General features: G+C 62.5%; 19 protein-coding genes and 1 pseudogene. 11 read left to right on the top strand and 9 right to left on the bottom strand.

From position 1 onward, the window contains the following. Positions 1 to 106: pseudogene (locus LQK84_RS17785) on the top strand (IS110 family transposase); the annotation flags it as partial. Between the two features lie 77 nt (positions 107 to 183). Here the strand turns inward: LQK84_RS17785 and infB are convergent. From infB to rimP, 4 genes are all read right to left on the bottom strand, one after another. Continuing rightward, positions 184 to 2,850: a translation initiation factor IF-2 gene (gene infB, locus LQK84_RS17780; RefSeq protein ID WP_230830063.1), complete on the bottom strand. Its 2,667-nt coding sequence runs from the start codon at positions 2,848 to 2,850 to the stop codon at positions 184 to 186. Between the two features lie 102 nt (positions 2,851 to 2,952). Further along, positions 2,953 to 3,615: an RNA-binding protein gene (locus tag LQK84_RS17775; protein WP_230830062.1), complete on the bottom strand. Its 663-nt coding sequence runs from the start codon at positions 3,613 to 3,615 to the stop codon at positions 2,953 to 2,955. A gap of 33 nt (positions 3,616 to 3,648) precedes the next feature. Continuing rightward, complete coding sequence (gene nusA, locus LQK84_RS17770) at positions 3,649 to 5,262, bottom strand: transcription termination factor NusA (RefSeq protein ID WP_230830061.1); 1,614 nt, start codon at positions 5,260 to 5,262, stop codon at positions 3,649 to 3,651. 49 nt (positions 5,263 to 5,311) lie between these two features. Further along, the gene (gene rimP, locus LQK84_RS17765) at positions 5,312 to 5,917 is read right to left on the bottom strand and encodes a ribosome maturation factor RimP (protein WP_230830060.1); all 606 of its coding nucleotides are present in this window, start codon (positions 5,915 to 5,917) and stop codon (positions 5,312 to 5,314) included. A gap of 260 nt (positions 5,918 to 6,177) precedes the next feature. Here rimP and LQK84_RS17760 point away from each other — a divergent pair, with 260 nt between their 5' ends. Next, positions 6,178 to 7,806 carry an MFS transporter gene (locus LQK84_RS17760; protein ID WP_230830059.1) on the top strand — a complete coding sequence of 543 codons (1,629 nt, stop codon included), beginning with the start codon at positions 6,178 to 6,180 and terminating at the stop codon, positions 7,804 to 7,806. Positions 7,807 to 8,005: 199 nt separating this feature from the next. Here the strand turns inward: LQK84_RS17760 and LQK84_RS17755 are convergent, their stop codons facing one another. Next, positions 8,006 to 8,791, bottom strand: coding sequence for a class I SAM-dependent methyltransferase (locus tag LQK84_RS17755; RefSeq protein ID WP_230830058.1), 786 nt, complete (start codon positions 8,789 to 8,791; stop codon positions 8,006 to 8,008). Positions 8,792 to 8,889: 98 nt separating this feature from the next. On the opposite strand from LQK84_RS17755, the gene LQK84_RS17750 reads away from it, so the two are divergent. After that, positions 8,890 to 9,663: a helix-turn-helix domain-containing protein gene (locus LQK84_RS17750; RefSeq protein ID WP_230830057.1), complete on the top strand. Its 774-nt coding sequence runs from the start codon at positions 8,890 to 8,892 to the stop codon at positions 9,661 to 9,663. Here the strand turns inward: LQK84_RS17750 and LQK84_RS17745 are convergent. Both LQK84_RS17745 and LQK84_RS17740 read right to left on the bottom strand, forming a co-directional pair. Continuing rightward, on the bottom strand, positions 9,650 to 9,856 hold the full coding sequence (locus LQK84_RS17745; RefSeq protein ID WP_230830056.1) for a DUF1737 domain-containing protein: 207 nt from the start codon (positions 9,854 to 9,856) through the stop codon (positions 9,650 to 9,652). The two genes, LQK84_RS17750 and LQK84_RS17745, sit on opposite strands and share 14 nt — an antisense overlap. A gap of 117 nt (positions 9,857 to 9,973) precedes the next feature. Then, positions 9,974 to 10,828 carry an HpcH/HpaI aldolase/citrate lyase family protein gene (locus LQK84_RS17740; protein WP_230830055.1) on the bottom strand — a complete coding sequence of 285 codons (855 nt, stop codon included), beginning with the start codon at positions 10,826 to 10,828 and terminating at the stop codon, positions 9,974 to 9,976. A gap of 116 nt (positions 10,829 to 10,944) precedes the next feature. Between LQK84_RS17740 and LQK84_RS17735 the strand changes: the two genes are divergently transcribed. The 3 genes from LQK84_RS17735 to LQK84_RS25255 all read left to right on the top strand — a co-directional run bounded on the left by LQK84_RS17735 (position 10,945) and on the right by LQK84_RS25255 (position 13,006). Beyond that, complete coding sequence (locus tag LQK84_RS17735) at positions 10,945 to 11,196, top strand: hypothetical protein (RefSeq protein WP_230830054.1); 252 nt, start codon at positions 10,945 to 10,947, stop codon at positions 11,194 to 11,196. Positions 11,197 to 11,315: 119 nt separating this feature from the next. After that, complete coding sequence (gene leuD / locus LQK84_RS17730) at positions 11,316 to 11,921, top strand: 3-isopropylmalate dehydratase small subunit (RefSeq protein ID WP_230830053.1); 606 nt, start codon at positions 11,316 to 11,318, stop codon at positions 11,919 to 11,921. 98 nt (positions 11,922 to 12,019) lie between these two features. Continuing rightward, positions 12,020 to 13,006, top strand: coding sequence for a glycosyltransferase (locus LQK84_RS25255; RefSeq protein WP_230830052.1), 987 nt, complete (start codon positions 12,020 to 12,022; stop codon positions 13,004 to 13,006). Here the strand turns inward: LQK84_RS25255 and LQK84_RS17720 are convergent. Beyond that, the gene (locus tag LQK84_RS17720) at positions 12,957 to 14,234 is read right to left on the bottom strand and encodes a TIGR03862 family flavoprotein (RefSeq protein WP_230830051.1); all 1,278 of its coding nucleotides are present in this window, start codon (positions 14,232 to 14,234) and stop codon (positions 12,957 to 12,959) included. The genes LQK84_RS25255 and LQK84_RS17720 overlap by 50 nt on opposite strands. Next, entirely contained in the window at positions 14,231 to 15,409 is a 1,179-nt protein-coding gene (locus LQK84_RS17715; RefSeq protein ID WP_230830050.1) for an alpha/beta hydrolase, read from the bottom strand. Before LQK84_RS17715 ends, LQK84_RS17720 begins: the two co-directional genes overlap by 4 nt. A gap of 207 nt (positions 15,410 to 15,616) precedes the next feature. Between LQK84_RS17715 and polA the strand changes: the two genes are divergently transcribed. The 5 genes from polA to LQK84_RS17690 all read left to right on the top strand — a co-directional run bounded on the left by polA (position 15,617) and on the right by LQK84_RS17690 (position 21,069). After that, positions 15,617 to 18,601: a DNA polymerase I gene (gene polA, locus LQK84_RS17710; protein ID WP_230830049.1), complete on the top strand. Its 2,985-nt coding sequence runs from the start codon at positions 15,617 to 15,619 to the stop codon at positions 18,599 to 18,601. A 63-nt stretch (positions 18,602 to 18,664) separates the two neighbouring features. Next, entirely contained in the window at positions 18,665 to 19,033 is a 369-nt protein-coding gene (locus tag LQK84_RS17705; protein WP_230830048.1) for an ArsR/SmtB family transcription factor, read from the top strand. A gap of 2 nt (positions 19,034 to 19,035) precedes the next feature. Continuing rightward, the gene (arsC, locus tag LQK84_RS17700; RefSeq protein WP_230830047.1) at positions 19,036 to 19,461 is read left to right on the top strand and encodes an arsenate reductase (glutaredoxin); all 426 of its coding nucleotides are present in this window, start codon (positions 19,036 to 19,038) and stop codon (positions 19,459 to 19,461) included. After that, on the top strand, positions 19,436 to 20,161 hold the full coding sequence (gene arsH, locus LQK84_RS17695; RefSeq protein WP_230830046.1) for an arsenical resistance protein ArsH: 726 nt from the start codon (positions 19,436 to 19,438) through the stop codon (positions 20,159 to 20,161). Before arsC ends, arsH begins: the two co-directional genes overlap by 26 nt. A 212-nt stretch (positions 20,162 to 20,373) precedes the next feature. Then, positions 20,374 to 21,069, top strand: coding sequence for an EF-hand domain-containing protein (locus LQK84_RS17690; RefSeq protein WP_230830045.1), 696 nt, complete (start codon positions 20,374 to 20,376; stop codon positions 21,067 to 21,069). Positions 21,070 to 21,110 lie beyond the last annotated feature (41 nt).

Below are 21,110 nucleotides of genomic sequence, written 5' to 3'. Positions count from 1 at the left end.
CGGAAAAGCACCAAAGGTCGCCATCACCGCCATCATGCGAAAGCTCGTCGTCCTCGCAAACGCACTGCTCAAAAGCAACCGCAAATGGACACAAAAAACCGCTTGATCAACACGGATACTCTAGGCCCAAAACAAAAATGGCGGCCGAAGCCGCCATTTTCGAGATCTGGACCCTTGGCTCGATCAGAGCGTGCGGGTGATGTGCTCGACGCGGAAGCATTCGATGACGTCGCCGGCGCGGATGTCTTCGTAATTTTCGAAGGCCATACCACATTCCTGACCCATGTTGACTTCCGAGACTTCGTCCTTGAAGCGCTTGAGCGTCTTGAGCTTGCCTTCGTGGATGACGACGTTGTCGCGCAGCAGGCGCACGCCGACGCCACGTTCCACCTTGCCATCCGTAACACGGCAACCGGCAACCTTGCCGACCTTCGTGATGTTGAAGACTTCGAGGATTTCGGCGTAACCGAGGAAGGTCTCGCGACGTTCCGGCGACAGAAGACCGGACATGGCCGCCTTCACGTCATCCGTCAGATCGTAGATGATGTTGTAGTAACGGATCTCGATACCGGCCCGTTCGGCCGCATCGCGGGCCTGCGGGTTGGCACGAACGTTGAAGCCGATGATGGCGGCGTTCGAGGCTTCAGCAAGCGAGATATCCGATTCCGTGATGGCACCGGCACCCGAATGGACGATGCGCGCACGCACTTCGTCGGTTCCGAGCTTTTCAAGCGCACCGGCAATGGCTTCGATCGAGCCCTGCACGTCGCCCTTGATGACCAGCGGGAACTCCTTGAGACCCGAAGTCTGGAGCTGCGTCATCATCTGTTCGAGCGAACCGCGCGAACCGGCATGGCGGGCAACCGCCTTGTCGCGCGCCAGACGCTGACGATATTCGGAGATTTCGCGAGCGCGGCTTTCGTTTTCGACAACGGCGAAACGGTCACCGGCCTGCGGCGTGCCCTGAAGGCCGAGGATTTCCACCGGCATGGCGGGACCCGCTTCCTTCACATGTTCGCCGCGATCGTTGACGAGGGCGCGAACGCGGCCCCACTGATCGCCGGCCACGATGATCTGGCCCGGACGCAGCGTGCCCTTCTGGACGAGAACGGTCGCAACCGAACCACGACCACGGTCGAGCTGGGCTTCGATGACGCTGCCTTCTGCGGTACGCTCCGGATCGGCCTTGAGGTCGAGAATTTCGGCCTGAAGAAGGATCGCTTCGAGCAGCTTGTCGAGGTTGATCTTGTTCTTCGCCGACACTTCGACGTCGAGCACTTCACCGCCGAGCGATTCCACGAAGACTTCGTGCTGCAGCAGCTGCTGGCGAACCTTTTCAGGCTTCGCCTCGTGCTTGTCGATCTTGTTGATCGCCACGATGATCGGAACACCGGCGGCCTTGGCATGATTGATCGATTCGATCGTCTGCGGCATGACGCTGTCGTCAGCGGCCACAACGAGGATCGCGATGTCGGTTGCCTGGGCACCACGAGCACGCATGGCCGTGAAGGCGGCGTGGCCGGGGGTGTCGATGAAGGTGATCTTCTGGCCGTTATGTTCGACCTGGTAGGCACCGATATGCTGCGTGATGCCGCCGGCTTCGCCGCTGACAACATTGGCATTGCGGATGGCGTCGAGCAGCGAGGTCTTGCCGTGGTCGACGTGACCCATGATCGTGACGACCGGCGGACGCGAGGTCATCGCGGCTTCGTTGTCCTCGACATTGAAGATGCCGGTTTCAACGTCCGATTCCGAGACGCGCTTGACGGTATGGCCGAATTCCGAGGCGATGAGTTCTGCAAGGTCGGCGTCGATGACGTCGCCCGGCTTCATCATCTGGCCTTCCTTCATCAGGTACTTGATAACGTCGACGGCGCGTTCGGACATGCGCTGCGACAGTTCCTGAATGGTGATGGTTTCCGGCAGGATGACTTCGCGCATGACCTTTTCGCGCGTTTCCTGCATCTGGCTGCGGCGGAACTTCTCCTGACGGCGGCGCATGGCGGCCATCGAGCGGCCACGCTGCGAACCGTCTTCGTCCAGCGCCGTGTTCAGCGACAGCTTGCCCTGACGGCGACCGTCATCGGCCTTCGGACGGGCAGGAACCTTGGCCGGAGCCGGACCTGCGACCTTGCCGCGCGGAGCACCCGGACGAGCGCCACCACGATTTTCTTCTTCTTCGTCGTCAGCGCCACGGCGACCGCGGGGTGCAACGACTGCAGCTGCAGGCGCGCGTGCATCAGGACGCGGCGCGACCGGCTCAGGCTGCGCCGTGCGGCGGGTCTGGCCACCGGAAGGCTGGCCGGCGCGCGGTGCCGCGGCAGCCGGGGCTGCAACAGGTTCGGGCTCGGCGACGGGTTCTTCAACGACGGGCCGGTTGGCCTCTTCGATTGCGCGGGCTTCCGCCTCGATGCGCTCGCGCTCAAGACGCTCGGCTTCCTCGACCTTGCGGCGGGCTTCCAGTTCGGCGCGCTGCTTGGCTTCTTCCGCATCGCGGATCTGGGCTTCGGCAAGCGCGCGGCGACGGGCTTCCATCTCGCCGGCGGAGAGATCGTTGAGCACGGTGACGGGACGCGGGCGAGCCTGCGGCGGCGGCGCGACGGGCTGCTGGGTGCGCGTCTGCGATTCCGGCTGGCGCGGTGCTGCGACCGGCTGCGTCTGCTGTACGGGTGTGATTACTTTTTCGTCTTCGGGGCGGTTGATGCGACGCTTGCGCGTTTCGACCACAACGGCCTTGGTGCGACCCCGACCCATGTCCTGGCGGACGGTCCCCTGGTTGAAGCCGGAAGGCTTCAGGGTAAGCGTCTTCTTGCCAGCCATGCCGGTCTTGTCGTCTTTGTTGTCTGTCATTCCGTTCCAGTTCCTCAAGGACCGGGTACGGAATCGTCTTCACCGATCCGGTCGTTTAATCTTCGATAATGGGATTTCGCAAACCGGCGTGCGCCGGGACTTTCAACACTTGTTCATCAGGGCACCTGAACCCTTCTCCCTTGCATTGCCGAGGCTTCTGAAGCGCTCAAGCAGTCTTGCGCGCTTCACTACACCCTCTCCGGCCTTTCCTGCAAGCACACTTGCGTGAATAAAGCCGTTCTCGCCCATCAGTTTGACCATTTCTTCGGCAGAAAACGGCCTGTAGGCAGGAATTTCCTCGTCTGTCTCGGCAAGCATGTGAAATGCCTTGCGCGCCTGCCCCACCTTGCGCACGCCGTCATCAGCGGCATCCTGGGCATGAAGCACGGCAATCGCCTTGCCGGAACGCACGGCGCTATCAACCTTGGCGAAGCCCGAAACGAACTCGCCGGCCTTGCGCGCCATGCTGATCATGCCGGCCAGATCGGCAGCCATGAGATGGTCCACCTGATCGGCGAGACCCTCCGGCACGACGACCTTGACCTTCAGGGCGCGGGCAAAGAGGTTCTTCGCAATCGCCTTTTCCAGCACCGCCCGCTCGGCCTTCACCCAGCAGCCACGACCGGGAAGCTTGCGCTTCAGGTCCGGCACCACGGTTCCGTCGGGCGCAGCCACGAAGCGGATCAGGTCATCGACCGATCCGCTTTCGCGCGTCACGATGCATTGGCGGCCGTTCAATTCAGAAATGTCCTCATCTTCCATCATGAACGGCCCTTACCTTTTGAAGGAAGCCTGAAATCAGGCGTCCTGCTCGGCGTCGCCGGCTTCATCAAGCGCTTCGGCGTCGCTTTCGGTGGCAAGATCCTCTTCGGTGATCCAGCCAACAGCCAGGCGGGCCTGAACGACCATCGCTTCAGCTTCCGTGCGCGAAACCTCCATGTCGGAGAACAGGCCCGGGAACTTCTTCGTCTCGCCGTTCTTGCGCTCCGACCAGCCGATGAGATCGTCGGCTGCACAGCCAGCGAAGTCTTCCATCGTCTTGATGCCGTCCTTGCCGAGCGCGACCAGCATCTTGCGGGTCATGCCGTCGATGGAAAGCAGCTCGTCGGAGACGCCAAGTGTCTTGCGCTCTTCGTCGAGTTCGGCATCGAGGCGTTCCAGATAGTCGCGGGCGCGGTTCTGGATTTCCTGAGCCGTCTCTTCGTCGAAACCGTCGATCGAAGCGATTTCGTCGAGATCGACGTAGGCCACTTCCTCGATCTGGGCGAAGCCTTCCGAGGCGAGAACCTGGCCGACCATTTCGTCGACGTCGAGGGCATCCATGAACAGCTTGGAGCGTTCGTTGAATTCCTTCTGGCGGCGTTCCGATTCCTCGGCCTCCGTCATGATGTCGATGTCCCAGCCCGTCAGCTGCGAAGCCAGACGAACGTTCTGACCGCGGCGACCGATGGCGAGCGACAGATGCTCGTCCGGAACCACGACTTCGATGCGCTCTGCATCCTCGTCAAGCACCACCTTGGCGACTTCCGCCGGCTGCAAGGCGTTGACGATGAAGGACGCCGGATCCGGCGACCACGGGATGATGTCGATCTTTTCGCCCTGAAGCTCGCCGACAACGGCCTGAACGCGCGAACCGCGCATACCGACGCAGGCGCCGACCGGATCGATCGACGAGTCGTTCGAGATCACGGCGATCTTGGCGCGCGAACCCGGGTCACGGGCCACCGACTTGATCTGGATGATGCCGTCGTAGATTTCCGGCACTTCCATGGTGAAGAGCTTGACCATGAACTGCGGATGGGTGCGCGACAGGAAGATTTGCGGACCACGCTGTTCGCGGCGCACGTCGTAGACATAGGCGCGGACGCGGTCGCCGTAACGCATGGTTTCGCGCGGGATCATCTCGTCGCGACGGATGATGCCTTCGCCACGGCCGAGATCGACGATGACGTTGCCATATTCGACGCGCTTGACGGTGCCGTTGACGATTTCGCCGATGCGGTCCTTGAATTCTTCGAACTGACGGTCACGCTCGGCTTCGCGCACCTTCTGCACGATGACCTGCTTGGCCGACTGGGCAGCGATGCGGCCGAAATCCATCGGCGGCAGCGGGTCGGCGATGAAGTCGCCGATCTTGGCGTCGACATTGCGGTCGCGGGCCAGTTCCAGTGCGATCTGGGTCGCGTAGTCCTCGACCTTCTCGACCACTTCCAGAAGACGCTGAAGGCGGATTTCGCCGGTCTTCGGATTGATGTCGGCCTGGATGTTGCTCTCCGTGCCGTAGCGGGAGCGGGCCGCCTTCTGGATCGCGTCGGCCATTGCGGCCAGAACGATCTCGCGGTCGATGACCTTTTCGCGCGCAACAGCATCCGCAATCTGCAGAAGCTCAAGCCGGTTCGCACTCACTGCCATTTCATTCGTCTCCATTTGAGGACCGGGGCATCATAGTCAGGCCCGGCGGTCAATCGTCTTGGGGTTCGTCATTCTCGTTGGCGGCCTCGCGGGCGGCTGCCTTTGCATCCTTGTCGGCCTTCAGCGCATCGCGGATCAGGTCGTCGGTCAGGATCAACCGCGCTTCGGACAGTGCCGAATAGGGGATCTCCACCGTCAGCTCCTCGCCGTAGCCCGGCTGGTCGCGTTCGATCGAGAAGCCGTTTTCGCCGCTTGCCACCAGCTTGCCGCGAAAGCGCTTGCGATTGTCGACGAGAACCGAGGTCTCGCACTTCAGCAGATGGCCGATCCACTTCTCGAAATCGGACTTGCGCACCAGCGGCCGGTCGATACCGGGCGAGGACACTTCCAGATGATACGCCTTCTCGATCGGATCTTCCACATCGAGAACCGGCGAAACGGCCATGGAGACCTCTTCGCAATCCTCAACCGTCATCGTGCCGTCGAAACGCTCGGCCATGATCTGGAGCGTCAGGCCGTTCTGGCCGGACAGGCGCACGCGCACCAGATTGAAACCCATGGATTGCAGAAGCGGCTCGATCATTTGCGCGATGCGCAGGTCAAGACCCGTTTCGGTGATCAGACGCGCTTCTGGCGCGAATTCGGTATCGGACAAGGCCGTTTTCCCAAGGCTTGAAGAATATGCCTCTTGCCGGCAGGTAACAAAAAAGAGCGGGACCTCGCGGACCCACTCTTCATCTGCCGATCAAGAATTTGAGGCTGCTATAGGCCGATTTTCGCGAAAATGCAAGCCAATTGCGCGAACCGCACTTTTCACCAAACCCGGACACATTCTGCCATAGGTCCGCCTTGTCTTGCCGGCTATATTCGCTTCATCCTGACGACTCGATCCGCAATAGCAAAGCATTCCGCCCCATGCCCGATAGAAAACCGCTTTTCGCGCCGCTTTCCAACACGACGTTTCGCGACTTGTGGATCGCCAACAACATTTCCAATCTCGGCGGCCTGATCCAGGGCGTCGGTGCCGCCTGGATGATGACCTCGATTTCGGCATCTGAAAACATGGTCGCGCTGGTGCAAGCCTCGACCACGCTGCCGATCATGCTGTTTTCGATACTCTCCGGCGCGCTCGCCGACAATTTCCAGCGCCGGCAGGTGATTCTCCTCGCCCAGATCTTCATGTTCGTCGTGTCGGTCCTTCTCGCCGTCTTCGCCTATCTCGGCTGGATCGGTCCGTGGATGCTGCTTGCCTTCACCTTCCTGATCGGCTGCGGCACGGCGCTGAACAATCCGGCCTGGCAGGCCTCGGTCGGCGACATGGTGCCAAGGCAGGATGTGGCCGGTGCCGTGTCGCTGAACTCCATGGGCTTCAACATGACCCGCAGCGTCGGTCCGGCAATGGGCGGCGCGATCGTCGCCTTCGGGGGCGCGGCTGCCGCCTTTGCCGCCAATGCGGCAAGCTATCTGGCGCTGATCTATGCGCTCTTCCGCTGGCAGAACTCGGAAAAGGCCCGCACCCTGCCGCGCGAGGATATCGGCCCGGCAGTCGCCGCCGGCCTTCGCTATGTCGCGATGTCGCCCAAGCTTTTGAAGGTCTTTTTCCGCAGCTTCGTCTTCGGCCTTTCCTCCATCGCCATCCTCGCCCTCATGCCCATCGTGGCGCGCGACCTGATCAAGGGCGGCCCGCTGACCTATGGTCTTCTGCTGGGTGCCTTCGGCGTCGGTGCCATCGGCGGGGCCTTCGCCAATGGCTGGCTGCGCGAGAAACTGACGAGCGAGAATATCGTTCGCCTCTCCTTCGCCGGTTTCGCGCTCGCCGAGGCCGCGATGGGCGCAACCGAAAACGGCATCATTTCCGGCCTCGCAGCGGTCGTCGCCGGCGCCTGCTGGGTCGTGGCGCTGTCACTCTTCAACACGATCGTCCAGCTTTCGACGCCGCGCTGGGTCGTCGGCCGCGCCGTCTCCTTCTACCAGACCGCCTCCTTCGGCGGCATGGCGGCGGGCAGCTGGCTCTGGGGCGCGGTCGCCGAAAACGCCGGAAGCGGGACGGCCTTGTCCATTGCTGCCCTCGTGACGGCGGGCGGCGTGATCATCGGCTTCTTCATGCCCATGCCGGTCTTCGAGGACCTGGATCTCGACCCGCTCGACCGCTTCCGCGAACCGGACCTGAACCTCGAGATCCTGCCCCGCAGCGGCCCGATTGCCATCCATATCGATTATGAAATCGCCGATGCCGATGTCCGGGAATTCCTGTCGCTGATGGTGGAGCGCCGCCGTATCCGCATTCGCGACGGCGCGCAGGCCTGGGCGCTGATGCGCGATCTGGAAAACCCGCATATCTGGACGGAGACCTATCACACTCCGACCTGGGTCGATTATGTCCGTCACAACCATCGCCGCACCAAGGCGGATGCGCTGAACTTCGACCAGATCCGGGCGCTGCATCGCGGGGCAAGCCCGCCCAAGGTTCACCGCATGATCGAACGGCAGGTCATCCCGCCATCCGACGATGTCTTCCACAAGTCGCATATCGTGCCGCACTGAGGTTGTCCTGAAGGAGGAACCTCGACGGAGTGGATGTCATGCGGCACGACGGTCACTCTCCCTCCCCCTTGTGGGGAGGGTTGGGGAGGGGTCTTTCTCTCGCCAAACTCGGCGCCCGCGGTTAAGTCCCCCTCTGGCTGCCGCCATCTCCCCTTTGAAGCCGGGGAGACGGAAGGAGGCGCGCCCACCGCAAATAGCCTTACGCCTTCCCGGCAATCACCACGGCCGTATCGAGCATGAAGCTGCCATCGGCTTCAAAGGCAAAATGCGCCGCCACTTCCGCCGGAGCCTGCTGTTGCAGCGCGCGAATGGCAGCCGCATTGACCTCCGGCGTACGGATACGCTTGATCCAGGAGGCAAATTCCAGCCGGATGCGCAGGCGCTTGACCTCGCGCACGACAAAGCCGGCATCCGTGACCATGCTCTCCCACTCGCTGACCTTGAAATCACGGACATGCGAGGGATCGCGCAACAATTCGATCGATTGCAGCCATGTGTCGATCAACGGGTCTTCATGCGCCACCGCATCGGCAAACAGCGCCAAGGCTCCCGGCTTGGCCGCACGATGCATCTGGGCAAGCCCCGCTGGCACATCGCGCCAGTGATGCGCGCTGAAGCGCGTTGCCACAACATCGAAGGAGTTATCGGGACAGGGGAGTTGCTCCGCCGCGCCATTCTTCGTCACGACATTGGCAAGTCCGCGCTTTTCCGCCTCGCCCGCCACCGTCTGCAACATGTCGGTCGAGAGGTCATAAGCCACGATCTTCGCCACATGCGGCGCAAGCTTGAAGGTCACATGGCCGCCGCCACAGCCCATGTCGAGCGCAATGGCCTCAGGTCGCTCGCCGACCGCCCGCTCCATGATATCGAGATCTTCGCCGGCGCTATGCACGGCGCTTTCGAGATAGGCGCGCGCCTGCTGGCCGAATTGTTCGGTGACGAAACGCGCATGCGATTTCTGGCTGTTATCAGTGCTGGCCGACATGGGTCTTTTCCTCAAGCTCTTCTTTGGTTGACAACGGACAGTTCGCAGGGATTTTCTACTGGTACAAGATGAGCATTTATCCTGGTATAAAACCCACCATGAACGACGCCTCCACCAACAAGCGCCTTGGCGATTTCATCCGCGCCCATCGCGAGCGGCAAGCCCCGCCGCCCAATGCTTCAAGCCGGAGACGCACGCCGGGCCTGCGCCGCGAAGAACTGGCGGATGCCGCCGGCATCAGCGCCACATGGCTGACCTGGCTGGAACAGGGCCGCGAGGTGAAAGCCTCCGTCCCGGCGCTCGTCAGACTGTCCGAAGCACTGCGGCTGACGCCCGCCGAGCGCGCCTCGCTGTTCGATCTCGCCGGCAAGCGCGACCCGGATGAGACCGTGCCGGACGAGACAGAACTGCCGGCCGACCTCCTTGCCCTGCCCGGACAGTTTTCAGGCGCGGCCTATCTGCTCGATCATCTGTGGACGGCACGCGCCTGGAACGGCGCTGCAGCCGAACTCTTCACCGGCTGGCTCGATCCGCAATCCAGCGAGCGCAACCTGCTCGCCTTCGTTTTCCTGTCGGCAACGGCGCGCACCCTGATCGGCAACTGGCAGGACCGCGCCGGCCGGCTGGCGGCGGAATTCCGTGCGGATTTCAACCGGCATCCGGACGATGCCGCCATGCGCCAGCTCGTCGCCGACCTGACGGCGAAGAGCCCGGATTTCGCGCGACTCTGGAAAGCCCAGAGCGTGCTGGGCCGCGAGGGCGGCGAGCGGCATTTCAGCCACCCGACACGGGGGCCGCTGTCTTATCACCAGACGACCTTGCTGGTCGCCGCGCGGCCGGATGTAAAGCTCGTCTGCCTTACTGCTCGCTGAGCTTCATCTCGGGATCGTATTTCTTGCCCCGAACCTTCTTCACGACAGCCTGACCGCATTTCATCGTGCCGGTCGCCGCGTCAAAAGCATAGGTCGGCGAGCCTTCCAGAGACCAGCCCTTGTTCAGCGCCGCCGTCACCTTGTGACAGAAGGTGGCGTCATCGGGACCTGTGAGAAAACGATAGAGTTTCATGATTTTTCCTTCCCCTTAGAGCAATTCCAGCAAAACTGTCTCGCGGTTTTGCGTCCGGAATTGCGTACAAACAAACAGTTAGAGCGCTTCGGAGTATCAAAGAAACACTGAAGCGCTCTAAGATGAAACAAGCACAAGCAGTTTCCGCGCCTCTTCGAGATGCAGGCGCTCGACCATCTCGCCGTCGATATTGATCGCGCCCTGCCCCGCAGCCTCGGGCGCATCGAAAGCGGCGACGATCCTGCGGGCCGCTGCAATCTCGTCTTCCGACGGACCGAAGCGCCGGTTGGCGGGCTCGATCTGCGCCGGATGGATCAGCATCTTGCCGTCAAACCCCATGGCCCGGCCTTCCGCGCATTCCGTCTCAAACGCGACAAGGTCGCGGAAATCGTTGGAGACTGAATCAATGGGCGCAACGCCATAGGCCCGCGCGGCAAGCACGACCTGCATGAGCCACGGCACCAGCAAATGCCGGTCCGGCCCGCGCGGCACCTTCGTTTCCTTGCGCAGATCGTTGAGCCCGACGATGAGCGCGGCAAGGCGCGGCGCATGCGCCTCGGCAATCACGGCGGCATTCAACACGCCCTTCGGCGTCTCGATCATCGCCATCAGCCGCGTTTCGGTGAGCCCTGCCTGATCGAGCCGGGCGGCAACGGCGGCAAGATCGGAGACGTTTTCCACCTTCGGCACCAGCACGGCATCCGGCCGGCACCGGGCAACGGCCTCCAGATCGGCCTCGCCCCAGGGCGTCGAAAGCGCATTGATGCGGATGACATGCTCGACGCCCGGCTTTGCTCCTGCGGCAAAATGGCCGATCAGCGCGTCGCGCGCCGCCGCCTTCATCTCGGGCGCCACGGCATCCTCGAGATCGTAGATTGTTGCGTCGCATTCAAGAATCGCAAGCTTCGCCAGAGCCTTGGCATTCGAGGCTGGCAGGCAGAGCATGGAGCGGCGGAAATGTGAAACTGTCATGACGCGATATTTGGCGCGGAACGGCGACACTCGCAAGCGCATAATCTTGGAACCATGCCCTTGTGTCGACGCATTTGCCGTCCCAAATGAGTACCAAGCTGAAAGGAAAATTCCCAATGATCATGCTCAGGACAGTCGTTTTCACCGTCATCGGGCTCGCCGTCGCGCTGCTTGCGACGCTGTTCACCGCGTCCCTCGTCGTCGCCTTCGCGGGCATTGCCACCGTGCTTCTCGCAGGCCGCGCCCTGACGATGCGCATGCAGCAGAAAGCCCAGCCGGCCTATGTCTATGCCGATCGCCGCGAGGCCCATGGTCGCCAGCCGGTCCGCATCTGGAATGACGGCCGCGGCACGATCATCGACATGTAATTGTCGTCAAGGGTTCTGCGGGAGCGTCAAGCTTCCGCAAGATTCCCCTTCAATTCGCCGCCGGATTGCTCTAAAGGCAGGTCAGTTTCAAAGTTTCTGACACGATTGAAGGCGAGACCATGGACAAGTTTGTCAAGCTCACCGGCGTTGCAGCGCCCTATCCGGTCGTCAATATCGACACGGACATGATCATCCCCAAGGACTACCTGAAGACGATCAAGCGCACCGGCCTCGGCGCCGGCCTGTTTGCCGAAGCCCGTTTCAAGGAAGACGGTTCGGAAAACCCCGATTTCGTCCTCAACAAGCCCGCTTACCGCCACACATCGATCCTCGTTGCCGGCGACAATTTCGGCTGCGGCTCCTCGCGCGAACATGCGCCGTGGGCGCTGCTCGACTACGGCATCCGCTGCGTGATCTCCACCAGCTTCGCCGACATCTTCTACAACAACTGTTTCAAGAACGGCATCCTGCCGATCACCGTGACGCCGGAAGAGCTGGAAAAGCTGCTCGACGACGCCTCGCGCGGCTCTAACGCCGTTCTGACGGTCGATCTCGAATCCCAGGAAATCACCGGTCCGGATGGCGGCAAGATCTCCTTCTCGATCGACGAGTTCAAGCGCCACTGCCTGCTGAACGGCCTCGACGATATCGGCCTGACGCTCGAAAAGGCATCGGCCATCGACGCATACGAAAAGAAGACCGCGACCTCGCGCCCGTGGGCGTGATGCGCAGCCTGATCTGATGCGCCGTTTATGATGATCTAGCCCGGCAGCCGGACATGCGGCTGCCGGGTTTTATTTTGACCCCTGCGGAGGAAGGCCCCGTGCATATCGGTCTCTATGTCGATGCGAAACTCCCGCCGGAGCGCTATGGTGGAACGGAACGCGTCGTCCTCTGGCTCGGTCGTGCGCTGATCGAACTCGGCCACAAGGTCACCTATTTCGCCCATTCGGGCTCGCGCGTCGATTTCGCCGAAGTGCGCCCCGCCCATGGCGCAGGCCCAGACAGGTCCGCGCTGCCGGCAGACCTTTCGATCCTCCACTATCACGGCGGCGTCGTACCGGAAGATCCCGGCCTGCCGGTCTGCCAGACGGTGCATGGCAACTCGCGCCTGGCGCTCACCTATCACCAGAACTCGATCTTCGTTTCCGCCAACCATGCCCGCAATCACAATGCGACCGCCTTTGTGCACAACGGCATGGATGCGGTCGGCCTGCCGGAACCGGATTTCAGCGCGGGCAACGGCCCGTTCGTCTTTCTCGCCAAGGCGGCCTGGAAGGCGAAGAACGTCAAGGGCGCCATCGCCGTCGCCCGCAAGGCCGGCGGTCGGATCGAGGTTCTGGGCGGAACACGTCTGAACCTGAAGATGGGCTTTCGCCTGACGCTTGACCCGCGCGCCCGCTTTCACGGCATGGTGGGAGATGCGGAAAAGGCCCGCTATCTCAAGCATTCCCGCGGCCTGATCTTCCCCGTCCTCTGGAACGAGCCCTTTGGCGTGGCCGTCGCCGAAGCCATGTATTTCGGCACGCCGGTCTTTGCCACGCCCTATGGCTCGCTGCCGGAACTCGTCACACCGGAAACGGGATATCTGTCGGCCAGCGCATCGGAACTGGCGGAAGCCGCACGCGACCCCGCCCGCTACGACCGCCGCGCCATCCACGCCTATTGGCAGAACCACTTTTCCGCCCGGCAGATGGCGCTGAAATATCTCGACTATTATCAGCGCATTCTCGACGGCGAGACGCTGCATCCCGGCCCGATCAAGGCCCCGGTGACCCGGACGAGCGAGCTTCTGCCCTGGCTCCCCTGAGCCGGGCAGCGATCCCGACAGCCGCAGCACGGCCGGTCGCAAGGCAGGCCGTCAGCAGATAACCCCCGGTCGGCGCTTCCCAGTCGATCATCTCGCCGGCAACGAAGACGCCCGGCAGGCCCTTCAGCATGTAGCCGTCATCGACCGCATCCCACCGGATGCCACCGGCCGATGAAATCGCCTCGGCAATCGGTCGAGCCCGCGCAACGGCGAGCGGCAGCGCCTTTATAATGCCGGCTATCTTTTGCGGCGACTGGCTGGAAATGTCGGGCACGACTTCGCGCAGCAGCGCGCCCTTCACTCCCTCGATCCCCGCCGCCTTGCGCAGCCGGTTGGAAAAGCTGACCTTGGCCGGCAGGCGGGAAAGATCGCCGGCTATGCGTGTCTCGCTGCGGCCGGGTGCAAGGTCCAGCACAAGCTCCGCATGCCCGTCCTTTTCCAGCGCATCGCGAAGGGCTGCGGAATGCGCATAGACAAGGCTGCCCTCGATGCCGTGCCGGCTGATCACGAATTCGCCCGGAACCGTGCCCGCCGCCGACGTCGCCGTCACGGACTTCAGCGGCGCGCCGGCAAAGCGGTCACGGAAGCTCTCGCTCCAGGCGACATCGAAGCCGCAATTGGCGGGTTTCAGCGGCGCGATTTCAACGCCGGCAGCAGCAAGGATCGATGTCCAGGTGCCGTCCGAACCCATGCGCGGCCAGCTTGCCCCGCCCAGCGCCAGAAGGCAGGCGTCGAAGCGGACGAGCTTGGGCCCCGGCGGCGTCTCGAAACGGAGCTGCCCATCCGAAAACCCGGTCCAGCGATGGCGGGTGTGAAACTGCACGCCGAGACCTGCAAGGCGGCCAAGCCATGCCCGCATCAGGGGCGAGGCCTTCATCACTCTGGGAAATACCCGGCCCGACGAGCCGGTGAAACACGCTGCACCCAGCCCATCGGCCCAGTCGATAACGGCCAGCGGCGGAAAGGCATCCAGTGCTGCCCGCAGCCTCGGCGCCACCGCGCCATAGCGGGTCACGAAAGACGCGTAGGCTTCCGCATGGGTGAGATTGAGCCCGGTCTTGCCGGCCAGCAGCACCTTGCGGCCGAAGGAGGGCATGGCGTCGAAGACATGCACGTCGAAACCGTCCGCCGCCAGAACTTCCGCTGCGGCAAGACCCGCAGGGCCGCCGCCGACGATGGCCACGCCGACAGCTTCAACAGCAGGCGCGGCATCTTGAGCCACGCTCATTGCTTCGCCGCAAGCCGGCGGCCGATGGCGAAGGGCGCCGTCAATGTGCGGCCCACCGCATCGAAGACGAAAACGCCGGCCTGGCTGAGCCGCAGCGCATCGCCGCCCTTCTCGCTCTGCTTGCGCATTTCCGGATAGATCGCGGCAAGTGACGCAAAGCGATTATGCTTGAACGTATCGTCCGTCTGGACGCCTGAAATGTCGATGAACTGGATGTTCACCTCCCGCGCCCCGGCCTGGGCGCGCGGATTGTTGATATCGATGCTGCCGATGCGCATCTGGTCAAGCGAAATGAAGCTGGAAACGGAAAGCGCGATGTCGTCCTTCGAAACCAGAATGGTCATCGGCTTTTTCATCCGACCGATCTTCTGCATCTGCGCCAGAAAGACGATGCCATCGATATCCGGCGCGGCGAGAACGACCTTCAGCCGGTCGAGAACAGCCTGCTGGCCGGTGAGCTTGAGCTGGCGCAGTGCCTCGCTTGTCAGCCATCCGCCCATGCTGTGGGCAATGAGCGTGATTTCGCCGGTCGGCCGCGCCTTGACGGCCATGCCCAGGAGTTCGGTCAACTGGTCCCGCGAGGCGGTCGCGGTCGCCTTGTCGGCCAGATAGCCGGAAATGCTGCCAGACGAGGGCCAGGCAAAGAGAACCGACACATCGTCAAGCTCGGGATCGTTGGCATCGGCCGCCAGCTGCGCCTGCCGGAAGACGGCTTCTGCGAGGTTGGTGTTGAAGCCATGGACGAAAATGCCGAGATCGCCCTGCTTGCCTTTGCTCCGCGGGCTGATGCGGCTGAGGAAGGTCGCCCGGTCGAGCACTTGAGCGCTGACAACGGTGAAGGCGGTGCGCGGATCGGGCCGCTCACCCGGATATTCGATCATGCCCGGCTTGTGGGTCGGCGGGATGGAAACCTTGTACTCGGCGAAATTCAGCGTCTCGGAGGGCGTGTCGTTATAGCTGTTGAGACCGGGCCCGACCCGCTCGCGAGAGGTGGCGAGATAAAGCGTGACGATCTTCGCGCCCGGCACATTAGCGACACGCGGATCGAGCGTTTGTGGCCCGGGGCGGCTGGCGCATGCCGAGACCAGCATGAGCGAAAAAAACACGAGAAGGATGCCGACAATCCGCCCGGAAATGCCATCGCAAAGCTCGATCTTCGCCTTCATGAAACGCATGTCCGTCCGCAGATTCGCAATCACCGGAAACGGTGATACGAAATCCTGCAGCGCTAGGGAAGCTGGCCGAACTGACAGAGAGCAATTCGACAATGCGCGTGTCCTATAAGCAGCACTGCACATGCCTGTCAGGAGTGTTGGCAACGGGAGCCGTTTTCGCCGATCCGCGATGGACGTTTTGCGCGCCCCGCGCTATTCCATTCAGCCATGAAAAAAGGTGATCATCTCTTCCTCGTCGACGGCTCCGGCTTCATCTTCCGGGCCTTCCATGCCATTCCGCCACTCACCCGCAAGTCCGACGGCTTGCCGGTCAATGCCGTCTCGGGCTTCTGCAACATGCTGTGGAAGCTCCTGAACGACGCGCGCGATACCTCGGTCGGCGTGACGCCCACCCATTTTGCCGTCATTTTCGACTATTCGTCGAAGACCTTCCGCAACGAGCTTTACGATAAATACAAGGCCCACCGCCCGCCGCCGCCGGCCGATCTCATCCCGCAATTCGGGCTGATCCGCGAGGCGACAAAGGCCTTCAACCTGCCCTGCATCGAGAAGGAAGGCTTTGAGGCCGACGACCTGATCGCCACCTATGCGCGCCAGGCCGAAGCGATCGGCGCCGATGTGACCATCATCTCCTCCGACAAGGACCTGATGCAGCTCGTCACCGCCAATGTCCACATGTACGACGCCATGAAGGACAAGCAGATCTCGATCCCGGAAGTGATCGAGAAATGGGGCGTGCCGCCGGAAAAGATGATCGACATGCAGGCCATGACCGGCGATTCGACCGACAACGTTCCGGGCATTCCCGGGATCGGCCCGAAGACGGCGGCGCAGCTGCTGGAGGAATTCGGCGATCTCGACACGCTTCTGGCAAGCGCCGAGGAGATCAAGCAGGTCAAGCGCCGCGAAACCATCATCGCCAACCGCGAGCTGGCCCTGATCTCGCGCCAGCTCGTGACGCTGAAGACCGATACGCCGGTGGACGTGCCCCTCGAAGAAATGGAGCTTCATCCGCAGGACGGCCCGAAGCTCATCGGCTTCCTGAAAGCGATGGAATTCACGACCCTCACCCGCCGCGTCGCCGAAAAGACCGGCACGGAAGCGGGCGAAATCGAACCGGCAAACGTGCCGGTGCAATGGGGCGAAGCAGCCCACGGCCCCGATCTCGATCAGGGCGAAGCGGGCGCCAAGACTGGGAGCCCGGCCACCTCAACGACTGCCTCCGCCAAGGCCGCAGCCGTCGACGCCCCCGCCGATGGCTTCAAGCCAGCCGACCTCGCCGCCGCCCGCGCCTCCGCCTTTGCCGGCAAGCCCATCGACACATCGTCTTATGTCGCAATCCGCGATGCCGACACGCTGAAGCAATGGATTGCCGATGCCTACGAGACCGGCATTGTCGGCTTCGACACCGAAACGACCTCGCTGGACCCGATGCTGGCGGAACTCGTCGGCTTCTCGCTCGCCATTGCCGATAACAGCAAATCGCCGGATGGCGCGAATATCCGCGCCGCCTATGTGCCCCTCGGCCACAAGGACGGCGTCGGCGATCTTCTCGGCGGCGGCGGGCTGCTGGCCGGCCAGATCCCGATCCGCGCCGCCCTCGACCTCATCAAGCCGCTGCTGGAAGACCCGGCGGTGCTGAAGGTCGCGCAGAACATGAAATATGACTGGCTGGTGATGAAGCGCCACGGCGTTGTCATCGACGGTTTCGACGACACGATGCTGATGTCCTATGTGCTCGATGCCGGCAAGGGCAATCACGGCATGGACACGCTGTCCGAACGCTGGCTCGGCCACAAGCCGATCGCCTACAAGGACGTGACCGGCACCGGCAAGGCCTCCGTCACCTTCGACATGGTGCCGATCGACAAGGCAACGGCCTATGCGGCGGAAGACGCCGACGTGACCCTGCGCCTCTGGATGGTGCTCAAACCCCGCCTCGTCGCCGAAGGCATTGTCAGCGTTTATGAACGGCTGGAACGCCCGCTTGTCGCCGTTCTCGCGCTGATGGAAGAACGCGGCATTTCGGTCGACCGCCAGATCCTGTCGCGGCTCTCCGGCGAACTGGCGCAGGGCGCGGCGGCCTTGGAGGAATCGATCCAGTCGCTCGCCGGCGAGCCCTTCAATCCCGGCTCGCCGAAACAGCTCGGCGATATCCTCTTCGGCAAGATGGGACTGCCCGGCGGCTCGAAGACGAAGACCGGCCAATGGTCGACCTCGGCGCAGGTTCTCGAAGACCTTGCCGCCGAAGGCCATGAATTGCCCCGCCGCATCGTCGACTGGCGTCAGCTCACCAAGCTGAAATCGACCTATACCGACGCGCTCCCCGGCTATATCCACCCGGAAACCAAGCGCGTTCACACATCCTATGCGCTGGCCGCCACCACGACGGGCCGGCTTTCCTCCTCCGAGCCGAACCTGCAGAACATCCCGGTCCGCACGGCGGAAGGCCGCAAGATCAGAACGGCCTTCATCGCCTCGCCCGGCAATCTGCTTGTCTCCGCCGACTATAGCCAGATCGAACTGCGCGTTCTCGCCCATGTGGCCGACATCCCGCAGCTTCGCCGCGCTTTCGCCGATGGCATCGACATTCACGCGATGACCGCGTCGGAAATGTTCGGCGTTCCGGTCGAAGGCATGCCGTCGGAAGTGCGTCGCCGCGCCAAGGCGATCAATTTCGGCATCATCTACGGCATTTCCGCCTTCGGCCTGGCCAACCAGCTCAGCATCTCGCGCGGCGAAGCGGGCGATTACATCAAGAAATATTTCGAGCGCTTCCCCGGCATCAAGGACTACATGGAAAGCACCAAGACCTTTGCCCGCGAGCACGGCTATGTCGAAACCATCTTCGGCCGCCGCGCCTGGTATCCGGATATCCGCTCGTCCAACCCGTCGCTGAAAGCCTTCAACGAACGCGCCGCCATCAACGCGCCAATTCAAGGGTCAGCCGCCGACATCATCCGCCGCGCCATGGTGCGCATGGATGGCGTGCTGGAAGACGCCAAGCTCTCCGCCCGCATGCTGCTTCAGGTCCACGACGAACTGATCTTCGAAGTGCCCGAAGCCGAGGCCGACAAGACGATCGCGGTCGTCACCAAGGCCATGGAGCACGCCGCTTTCCCCGCCATCGACATGAAAGTGCCGTTGAAGGTAGACGCCCGCGCCGCACATAACTGGGACGAGGCGCACTAGCGCCTTAGTCCCTGTCAAGTGCAGGGTCCTTGACAACATCCATATATCCATTATTCTGGATATATGGATGAAAAAACCATGATCACCGCCCTGGCGGCGCTGGCGCAGGCAACGCGACTTCAGACCTTCCGCCTGCTTGTCTCGTTCGAGCCCGAAGGCGTGCCTGCCGGGGAGCTGGCGCGACGTCTCGGCGTTCCGCAAAACACCATGTCGGCGCATCTGGCGACGCTTGTTCAGGCGGGACTGATCAGGGGCGAGCGCCAAAGCCGTTCGATCATCTATCGCGCCAATCTGGATGTCTTCAGAGATGTGGCTCTCTACCTGTTGAAGGATTGCTGTGGCGGCAATGCCGAACTGTGCAAGCCGCTCGTCGATCAACTTGCCCCCTGCTGCGCTCCGATGCAGACCAACCCCGACGGAAAGGTGGCCTGACCATGGGCGTTACCATCTATCACAACCCCGCCTGCGGCACCTCCCGCAACACGCTTGAGCTTATCCGCCTGAGCGGTGTCGAGCCGACGGTCATCGAATATCTGAAGACGCCTCCCAGCCTCGAAACACTGGCCGGAATGATCGCTGATGCAGGTCTGACCGTTCGTGAAGCGATCCGGCAGAAGGGCACGCCCTATGAGGAGCTCGGTCTCGACAATCCCGCCCTGTCGGATGATGCACTTCTCGACGCCATGCTCGCTCATCCCATCCTCATCAACAGGCCCTTCGTCGTCACCCCGATGGGGACGCGGCTGTCGCGCCCGTCCGAAGTGGTTCTCGACATCTTGCCCGCCGATGCGTTCAAGGGACCGTTCGTGAAGGAAGATGGCGAGGCGGTTCTGGATGCGGAGGGCAAGCGCATTGTCTGACTTTCCCGCCGCCGACCCGCGCTTCCTCGAAAATCCCGACCTTGCAGCTCTGCGTCCGCCGTTTTCCGACCACCCGCCGCGCATTCTGATCCTCTACGGCTCGCTGCGACAGGTCTCCTATAGCCGCCTGCTGGCGGAAGAAGCCGGACGATTGCTGACCCGCTTCGGCGCGGAAGTCCGCTTCTTCAATCCAACCGGCCTGCCCCTGCCCGACGACGCCCCGGTGAGCCATCCCAAGGTGAAAGAATTACGCGAACTGTCGGAGTGGTCGGAGGGCCAGGTCTGGGTCAGCCCGGAACGGCATGGCCAGATTACCGGCATCATGAAGGCCCAGATCGACTGGATTCCATTGTCCATCGGCGCGATCCGCCCGACCCAGGGCAAAACGCTTGCAGTCATGCAGGTCTCCGGCGGCTCGCAGAGCTTCAACGCCGTCAACACGCTCCGTCTGCTCGGCCGCTGGATGCGCATGATCACCATCCCCAACCAGAGCAGCGTGGCGAAAGCCTATCAGGAATTTGACGAAAACGGCCGCATGAAGCCGTCGTCCTATTACGACCGCGTCGTCGATGTCTGCGAAGAGCTGATGAAATTCACGCTGCTGACGCGCGATTGCTCCGCCTATCTGACTGACAGATACAGCGAGCGAAAGGAAGACGCCGCCAAGCTGGAAAAACGGGTCAGCCTGCAATCCATCTGAGGCCGGTCTTGGAGCACATGATCGACGCTCGCGCTAGGACATGAGGCTGGAAGCAGGCTGGGTACAACGCCGAAGTCCAGCTTGAGCATTACGTGAGCGTTAACGACCATGACCAAAACGTAATCTTCCTTTCCCGTCTTTCATTATGAAAAGCCACAATCGGTCCTTACCTCTCTTCCTGCGCGGGCATAACTTGAACAGAGGAAGACACCATGAAATCGGGAAAACTGGTTCTGGCGGGCATTGCTTCGGTGATGCTGGTCAGCGCAGCCGCGATACCGTCCCTGGCCCAGCAGGCCAATGGCGAGAAGATGCCGGGGCCGCGTGGTCCGATGGCGTTTGCTTTTGCGATGCTGGACACCAATTCGGACGGCAAGATCACGCGTGACGAGTTCGACGCCGACAAGGCGAAGATCTTCGCCGAAATCGACAAGAATGGCGACAAGAAGCTTTCCTACGACGAGGTGAAGGCCTGGGCGAAGGATGTCATGGCGAAGATGCCGGGCCCGGGCGCGGGCCCTGATGCACCGCCTCCGCCACCGCCGCCGGCTGATGGCAAGGCTCCGCCGCCGCCCCCGCCGCCGGGTCCCGAAAAGGCCGATACCGGCCCGAGGGGTGCTCCCGACGAGATGGATGGACCGCGTGGCGGATGGGCTCACGGCCCGAAGGGTCCGCATGGCATGCACCACATGGGCCCCCGCCATATGGACCCGCGTGAACGCCTGGCCCAGATGTTCCTGCGGGCCGATGCCAATGACGATGGCTTCATCAGCCAGGAAGAGTTCAACGTCATGGCCGACCGCATGTTCACCCGCTTCGACCGCAATGGCGACGGCGTGATCGACATGAAGGACATGCCGCGCATGATGCGCGACCGTGGCCCTGCAGAACCGCCGAAGAAGGGCTGATCCCTTTCAGGCCTCAGACCTGATCAATCGCCTCAGGCTTG

The organism is Rhizobium sp. C4 (assembly GCF_021026315.1).
Classification (GTDB): Bacteria; Pseudomonadota; Alphaproteobacteria; order Rhizobiales; family Rhizobiaceae; genus Ensifer_A.
The sequence above is the reverse complement of the archived record's forward strand: the minus strand, read 5'-3'. Positions and strand labels throughout refer to the sequence as shown.